At 45.6% G+C, this 8,344-nt stretch carries 6 protein-coding genes; 1 reads left to right on the forward strand and 5 read right to left on the reverse strand.

All coding sequences use genetic code 11. The annotated features are described in order from the left end of the window. Window positions 1-292: 292 nt before the first annotated feature. The 3 genes from dusB to K5677_RS11425 form a co-directional block, all read right to left on the reverse strand. Complete coding sequence (gene dusB, locus K5677_RS11415; protein WP_296728093.1) at window positions 293-1,294, reverse strand: tRNA dihydrouridine synthase DusB; 1,002 nt, start codon at window positions 1,292-1,294, stop codon at window positions 293-295. Further along, window positions 1,287-1,778 (reverse strand): GtrA family protein, encoded by a 492-nt coding sequence (locus K5677_RS11420; RefSeq protein WP_296728095.1) that lies wholly within the window; start codon window positions 1,776-1,778, stop codon window positions 1,287-1,289. The genes dusB and K5677_RS11420 overlap by 8 nt, the downstream gene beginning before the upstream one ends. Before the next feature lie 610 nt (window positions 1,779-2,388). Next, complete coding sequence (locus K5677_RS11425) at window positions 2,389-4,206, reverse strand: phosphoenolpyruvate carboxykinase (GTP) (protein ID WP_296728102.1); 1,818 nt, start codon at window positions 4,204-4,206, stop codon at window positions 2,389-2,391. A gap of 349 nt (window positions 4,207-4,555) precedes the next feature. On the opposite strand from K5677_RS11425, the gene K5677_RS11430 reads away from it, so the two are divergent. Then, a complete protein-coding gene (locus K5677_RS11430) occupies window positions 4,556-5,176 on the forward strand; it encodes an AAA family ATPase (protein WP_173324526.1) in 621 nt (206 codons plus the stop codon). Window positions 5,177-5,598: 422 nt separating this feature from the next. Here the strand turns inward: K5677_RS11430 and K5677_RS11435 are convergent, their stop codons facing one another. Further along, the gene (locus K5677_RS11435; protein WP_296728110.1) at window positions 5,599-6,975 is read right to left on the reverse strand and encodes a TrpB-like pyridoxal phosphate-dependent enzyme; all 1,377 of its coding nucleotides are present in this window, start codon (window positions 6,973-6,975) and stop codon (window positions 5,599-5,601) included. Window positions 6,976-7,717: 742 nt separating this feature from the next. After that, window positions 7,718-8,344: hypothetical protein (locus tag K5677_RS11440; protein WP_296728113.1), on the reverse strand; the 627-nt coding region annotated here is incomplete at its 5' end.

The raw sequence follows: 8,344 nt of genomic DNA on the forward strand, positions 1-8,344 counted from the left end.
AAAATTATACCTCTTACCATTTTCATTATATCACATTATTTTTAATTTGGCAATTACAAATTGTATCAAACTTAAATGAATTTACAACGCGTTTTAAGCACAATATACTTAATTCTGCTCAAAAAACAACGTATTTACGGCAAATTCTGCCATCCAGCTTTAGTATTCGCCTATATTTGTTCATTCATACGAAGTTTTTATATGTTTTTTGTACACTTTGACGATAACTTGCTGTTTTGTCCACTCTGTATACAATTTGCACTGTTTCGGATTCCAAAGCGTATAACGCAGCTCAGACGCCCCCCTGTCGGCTCCGCTGAAGCTGAATGAACTCCTCCGCCAGAGTCTCCGCCTCTGCATAGGAGGAAAGCTGATAGCAGCGTCCGCGGAATTTTGCAGAGCCGTAATAGCCGTTCATGTACCATGCAGCGTGTTTTCGTGCCTCATGCATGGCAAGCTCCTCGCACTTTTCGCTGAGGTCAAGTATCATACGGATATGCTCAAGCATTACCTGCATTTTTGTTTCAAGAGCAGGCGGCTCGTAAGCCTCGCCGCGCAGCTTCGCCTCTATCTCACGGAAAATAAAGGGATTGCCGTAGCTGCCACGACCTATCATCACAAGGTCACAGCCTGTCTCATCATACATCTTAATGCAGGACGCCGCGTCGGTCACATCACCGTTGCCGATAACAGGGACACTGACAGCCTCTTTCACGGCTTTTATAATGCCGTTGTCCGACTCGCCGCTGTAGAACATATCCCTTGTGCGCCCGTGAACTGCTATTGCCGCAGCTCCGGCATCTTCGAGAGCCTTCGCCATTTCGGGAGCGTTTATGCTCTCAGCGTTCCAGCCGCTGCGTATCTTTACGGTCACAGGAGTCTCCCCTGCCGCCTTTACTGCTGCTTCGGTTATCGCCGCAGCCAGCTTCATGTCCTTCATCAGCGCCGAGCCTGCTCCCGTTCCAACTACCTTCGGCACGGGACAGCCCATATTTATGTCGATTATGTCAGGACTGTACTCCAGAACTATCTTCACAGCCTCAGCCATAAAGTCGGGCTCGCTGCCGAAAAGCTGAACTGCCATAGGGCGCTCCTCATCAGTTACCGTACACAGCTCCGCGGTCTTGCGGTCACTGTAGCATATGCCCTTTGCGGACACCATTTCGCTGACAACGTAAGCGGCGCCGTACTTCTTGCACATGAGCCTGTATGCTCTGTCGGCAACTCCTGCCATCGGAGCCAGTGCAGCCGTCCGTGCAACAGTTCTGCTTCCTATTTTAATTGTATCAATCATGGTGCTGCTCCGCGGTATCGTTTTCCTTATTTCTGAACACGAACACCTTGCTGAGAACATAGTTTGCGATGAAGATAAGAACCTGACTGAGGAAGGTGATCACAGTCTTGCTCATGCCAAGCAGGTCGCAGAAGATAAGGAATATAGCCTCCTCCATACCGAGGGTGGCAAGTCTTGCACCGTAAAACGAGGCAAAAACCTTCCAGAACTCCTTAGCGTTCTTGGTCTCGTTTTTGAAAACATACTTTTTATTGGTAAAGAATGCGAATGTTACCGCACATATCCAAGAGAAAACAACGCCTGCGGTGCTCTCCCACTTAGGCTCATCGGGGATAAGCTTGAAAAGCAGCAGCTTTGTTACGATAGACACGACGGTGGTGAGACCTCCGAAAACAAGATACAGCCACTTTTCTTCATATTTATAATATATCTTCTGAAGCGGCTTCGGAAGTATGGAAACGCACCACTTGATAAATTTCTCCATTTTCAATATCCTTTCATATTAAAGCGCATTATTAATGCCTGTTCGGAACAACTGCCGTCCTTCGGCGGTTATTGCGGACGCATTTATTATAATAGCAGTTTACGAAGGAAATTGCAAGCCATTTCATGCGATTTTGTAGGAATTATTTAATTTTTCAAGCCCTTGTCCTCCTACACATTAATAATCGCAGCAGGCGCGGAGAGTGTTACACAAAACTGACGAAATCTGAGGGAGATCCGGAGTACTATTACAGACAGTATATTTATTTATCTATATTACACTAAGTCGGCAGTATTTATTTGTGCAATACTGATATTGTATATAACCCAAAACTGTGATATAATACAAATAGATTGAATTTTTTATGCCGAAGAGCTTAAAATAAGGCTCTTTCAGCATATTATAGGCGATCTATTGTAAAATTATTCAAGCTCTGTTTTCATTTCACAGCAACCGCTATGGAATGTCAAAAAACTCCCCATAAGGGGAGCTTTTTTTATCTCTGAATAAGAAAGAATAAAGAAAAAATAAGAATGAATAATATAACTCTCAACTCTTCACTCTCAACTCTCAACTAAAAAAGGCGTGACAAAAGTCACGCCTTTTGATATTACTTGTTGAGATTTGCTTCGATCATGTCGAGCTCATCGTAGAGTGCCTGTGGGATATTGCCGCCCTTAGCCTTGATGTCCTCGTCATAGTATCTTCTCATCTCAGCGATCTCCTTCTTCCACTCTTCCTTATCAACTGTAAGGAGCTTCTGGAGAGCAGATGCAGGAACCTCGTCCTCGATGCCCTTGAGGTTGATGTCCTCAGGCTTTGGAAGGTATCCGATAGGAGTCTCAACAGCGTCAACTTCGCCGTCAACTCTCTTGATGATCCAGTCGAGAACTCTCATGTTGTCGCCGAAACCAGGCCAGAGGAAGTTACCCTCATCGTCTGTTCTGAACCAGTTTACATTGAAGATCTTAGGAGCCTTGCTGCCGAGTCTTGCGCCCATTTCGAGCCAGTGTGCCCAGTAGTCGCCTACGTTGTAGCCGATGAATGGCTTCATAGCCATAGGATCGTGACGGAGTACGCCAACAGCACCTGTAGCAGCAGCTGTTGTCTCAGAAGATACAGCTGAACCGATGTATGTACCGTGTGTCCAGTCGAATGACTGATATACGAGAGGAGCAGTTGTAGCTCTTCTGCCGCCGAAGATGATAGCAGATACAGGAACGCCCTCCGGATTGTTGAACTCAGGAGAGATGCATGGGCAGTTCTTAGCAGGAGCTGTGAATCTTGAGTTTGGATGAGCAAGCTTCTTGCCTTCCTTTACCCATTCCTCACCGTTGCACTTGATACCAGTCCACTCAGTAGCATCCTTTGGAGGATTCTCGTTGAGCTTCTCCCACCATACAGTGTTGTCGGAGTTGTCGAGAGCAACGTTTGTGAAGATAGCGCCGTCCTTTGTGCAAGCGAGAGCGTTGTAGTTGGACTTAGCGTTTGTACCAGGAGCAACGCCGAAGAAGCCGTTCTCTGGGTTGATAGCGTAGAGTCTGCCGTCCTTGCCAGGCTTCATCCAAGCGATATCGTCGCCGACTGTGAATACTTCATAGCCGTCCTTCTTGTATCCCTCTGGTGGGATGAGCATAGCGAGGTTTGTCTTACCGCAAGCGGATGGGAATGCAGCAGTGATGTACTTGATGTCACCGTTTGGCTTCTTAACGCCGAGGATGAGCATATGCTCAGCCATCCAAGCCTCGTTCTTACCCTGGAATGAAGCGATACGGAGAGCGAAGCACTTCTTGCCGAGGAGAACGTTTCCGCCGTAAGCAGAGTTGATAGACCAGATTGTATTCTCTTCTGGGAACTGAACGATGTATCTCTTTTCAGGATCAACGTCAGCCTTGGAGTGGAGACCTCTTACGAAGTCGTTGGAAGTGTCACCGAGGTTCTCGAAAGCCTGCTTACCCATACGTGTCATGATGTTCATGTTGAGAACAACATAGATGGAGTCAGTTACTTCAACGCCTACCTTAGCGAGAGGAGAACCGATAGGGCCCATGGAATATGGGATAACGTACATAGTTCTACCCTTCATAACGCCGTCGTACATAGGTGTGAGCATAGCCTTCATCTCAGCTGGATCCATCCAGTTGTTTGTCGGGCCAGCGCCAGCCTTTTCTCTTGAACAGATGAAAGTTCTGTCCTCAACACGGGCAACGTCGTTAGCACGGGTTCTGTGGTAGAGACAGTTAGGGTACTTCTCAGGGTTGAGCTTGTACATCTTATCCCAGCTGTCATCAGGGAGTGAAGTTACTTCTTCTGTGAGAGCATCGAGCTGCTCCTTGGAGCCGTCGATCCACACAACGTTTTCGGGCTTACAGAGAGCGATCATCTCATCTACCCATTTTAATACATTAGGGTTCTTTGTCAGTGACATTGAAATCTACCTCCTATAAAATTATCATAAACGAAGCGGTGTAACCGCCTGAGAAAAACGCCGCTGCGTATTTTCCCTTACTAACTATTATATACAATTTTAGCGAAACTGTCAATAGCAAGACTGATATTTTTCTGACATAGTATTATACCCGAATCGAACTTGCATTTTAAACGTTAAAAAAATATCAAATATCACATATGCACAATGATTTCAACATAACGTTGTACAAAAGGTAGAAAGTTCATTTTTTTCTCAGGAAAATTTCTTTTTATTGTTGAAATTTCTATTTTTTGTGGTATAATATTATATAGATTCGACCATATAAAGCAGAACGGAGATGAGTACTTTGAAGAAGCCTATCATCACTATTGAACGCCAGTACGGAAGCGGCGGAAGTATTATCGGCAAGCTTGTGGCTGAAAAACTTGGCATAAATTTCTATAACCGTCAGATACTTGAAATGACTGCCGAGAAGTGCGGTATATCTGCTGAGTATCTCGAATCCGCTGAGGAAAGCGTACCTACAAGTTTTCTTTATTCGCTCCTCCTTTCATCGAACACAGGAAGGTCAATGGAGGATAATCTCCCTCTTTCTGATAAGGTGTTCCTTATGGAGAGCCGCATAATAACCGAAATAGCTGAGCGTGAAAAGAGCTTTGTGCTTGTCGGAAGATGCGGAAGCTATATCCTTGAGGATAAAGGCTGTTTCAGCGTATATATCTATGCTCCGCCGGAGGAAAGAGTAAAAAGAGCTATTGAAGAATACGGTATGCCGAGCACTAAGGCTGAGAATATCATGAAAAAAGCCGATAAGCGCCGTGAAACTTTCTTCAATGTCAATACCGGCAAAAGCTGGCAGGATAAGGAATTATACTCCCTCTGCCTCAACAGCGCCGAACTTGGAGATGAATTGTGTGCCGAACTTATCGTCAAGGCGTACAAAGAGTACAATGAACAGTTCAAGTAAGTACTCGTTAAATATGAAATTATCACAGATAAAATATATCTCTCTTACCAAGAAAAAATGCTCCCTTGCCATGGGAGCATTTTTTTGTCTTGTAGTAAAAAGGCGGACAAATCAATGTTCACTTAAAAGTGTCGAAAAAGCACAGAATCGCTGGGGTGCAGGGGGCGGCTCGCTCCCTGCCGGAGTCCAGAGGCAGCGCCTCTGGCAGGGTGTGGGACAGCGTCCCACAATCGTTCAAGCGCTCTGAAATGGGTGAATTTTTGGGCATTTCTAAAGAAATGCTCAAAAAGAGGGAAAAACTCTGCAAGATAGAGTTTTTCCCTTGCAAAGAAAGCGTGTGAGTTGATTTGCAAGCAAATCAACGTGAATTTATAACTTTTTCAACAAATTAAGGCGGACAAATCAATGTCCGCCTTGTAATATTATTCGCCGATCTTTGGAAGCTTTGAAACAGATTTTGCTATTTCCTCATCAGTTGGGATATAGTCGCCCATTTTGCCGTCGTTGTAAGCGCCGTAAGCGTACATATCAAAGTAGCCTGTACCGGTAAGACCGAAGAGGATTGTCTTTTCTTCGCCTGTTTCCTTGCATCTGAGAGCTTCGTCGATAGCTGCCTTGATAGCGTGGCTGCTCTCAGGAGCCGGGAGTATACCTTCAACTCTTGCAAATCTTTCAGCAGCTTCAAATACAGAAGTCTGCTCAACAGAGATAGCCTCCATAAGTCCCTGATCGTAAAGCTCAGAGAGTATGCTGCTCATGCCGTGATAGCGGAGACCGCCTGCGTGGTTCGGAGAAGGCATGAAACCGCTTCCGAGAGTGTACATCTTCTGGAGCGGGCAAACCTTACCTGTGTCGCAGAAGTCGTAAGCGTAAACGCCTCTTGTGAGACTTGGGCATGAAGCCGGCTCAACAGCTACTATACGGTAATCAGCTTCTCCACGGAGCTTTTCTCCCATGAAAGGAGCGATAAGTCCGCCGAGGTTTGAACCGCCGCCTGCACAGCCGATGATAACATCAGGCTTGATGCCGTACTTATCCATAGCAGCCTTTGCTTCAAGACCAATTACTGTCTGGTGGAGGAGTACCTGTGAAAGTACGCTTCCAAGCACGTAGCGGTAGCCTTCCTTTGAAGTAGCAGCTTCAACAGCCTCAGAGATAGCACATCCGAGACTTCCGTTTGTGTCAGGGAATTCAGCAAGTATCTTTCTGCCGACCTCAGTTGTATTTGAAGGTGAAGGAGTTACGCTTGCGCCGTAGGTACGCATAACTTCACGGCGGAAAGGCTTCTGCTCGTAGGATACCTTTACCATGTATACATTACAGTCGAGGTCAAAGTAAGAGCAAGCCATTGAAAGAGCTGTACCCCACTGACCTGCGCCGGTCTCAGTAGTAACGCCCTTGAGTCCCTGCTTCTTAGCGTAGTAAGCCTGAGCGATAGCGGAATTGAGCTTATGGCTTCCGGAGGTATTGTTACCCTCGAACTTGTAGTATATCTTAGCCGGAGTACCAAGAGCCTTTTCGAGGCAGTAAGCTCTTACCAGCGGAGAAGGACGGTACATCTTGTAGAAAGACTGTATCTCCTCAGGGATGTCGATATAAGGTGTAGTATCATCAAGCTCCTGCTTAACGAGTTCGTCACAGAAAACGTGACCAAGCTCCTCAGCGGTAACAGGCTTGCCGGTGCCGGGATTGAGAAGGGGAGCGGGTTTCTTCTTCATATCAGCACGTACATTGTACCACTGCTTAGGAAGTTCATTTTCTTCAAGGTATATTTTGTATGGGATATTTTCGTTTGCCATGGTGATCTTCTCCTTTGAAATAATAATATTCAGGTATTTACAGCATAATCGGACAAAACAAAAACTCCTGTCCGACATATAAATGCCGGGACAGGAGCGAATATACATATTCAGCTTCTGCGGTGCCACCCCGCTTGACGATTTACGTCCACTCATGTGTACATACATACACGGGATTTGTTAACGCAGTACCGCTGCGGCGCACATACTCGGAACTAACCTTTCAGCCTGCCCTCAGAAGTCCATTCACCGCAATATTGTATACCTGCTCACACCGACCGCAGGCTCTCTGAAAAACATCCAAAGCAGTTACTTACACTTCGTCAAAGGTTTATAGGGAAATATTATCATAAATAATCACTTTTGTCAAGAGCAAAAAAATACTTTGGCTATTCTTAACAAATAATTCATATTTGTTTTGTGTACCGTGACTGCATAAAATAAAAGGGCGGATGATATCCGCCCCTACTACAATGTATCATTTTAAACTTTATATTGTAGGGACGACCTACATCAGAGCTGCATATAGCATTCTCTGCAAATCATAGATTTGCGAGACTGCTTAATTGGTCGTCCGTGTATCAATGTAACAATACACATACAATATTTGTTTCCGGATGTTATTTGGTTATTTGCGGACGGCGAATCGCCGTCCCTACAAAAAATTAATCGTTACAGAGTACTACAGAATGATAAAGCGACAATAATTATGAATTATGCATTATGAATTATGAATTGGTATTTACCGGTGTCTGCCGCCGCCGCCGTGAGTACCGCCGCTGCTGTGACCGCCGCCGCCGCTGTGACCGCCGCCGCCACCGCCGCTGTTGGACTGTATGCGTGTCTTGGTGGTATATGTACGGATGAAAACATCTGAATTATTGGCGTATGACGGTGAATGATTTCCCGTATATATCCTTGCATCTGTCTTTTCTTTCAGCTTGTATTTGCTCTTGGTCGAGAAGAAGGATATGAGGTTTGTAAGTCCGCCGGATACTAAAGCTGCGATAAGAGCGATAAGGGCTGACCTGCGGTAAATGACCGGAGGCTTGCTGTCAGTGACATAAAGCTCACCCTTATTGTAATAAACATATCTTCCGGTATCACTGCCGTAGTAGTAATATGAATCGTTCTCATGGCGGTGAGTGCATGACTCGAAGCATTGCAGGAGTTTCTCGAAGCCGACAGCTATATCTTTGCGGTAATCAACATAGTTATCAACGCTTGACGGCGGAAGATGTTCATATAACGGATCAAGCAGCGGATCAATGATGTCCTGATACCATACAACAGCCTTTCCGCTTGTTGAAAGGTAGTCGTAGGCAGGCTTCTTTCCGGTAAGGTCGAGGAAGAAGAAAACTCCGTCAGT

Source organism: Ruminococcus sp. (genome assembly GCF_024684275.1).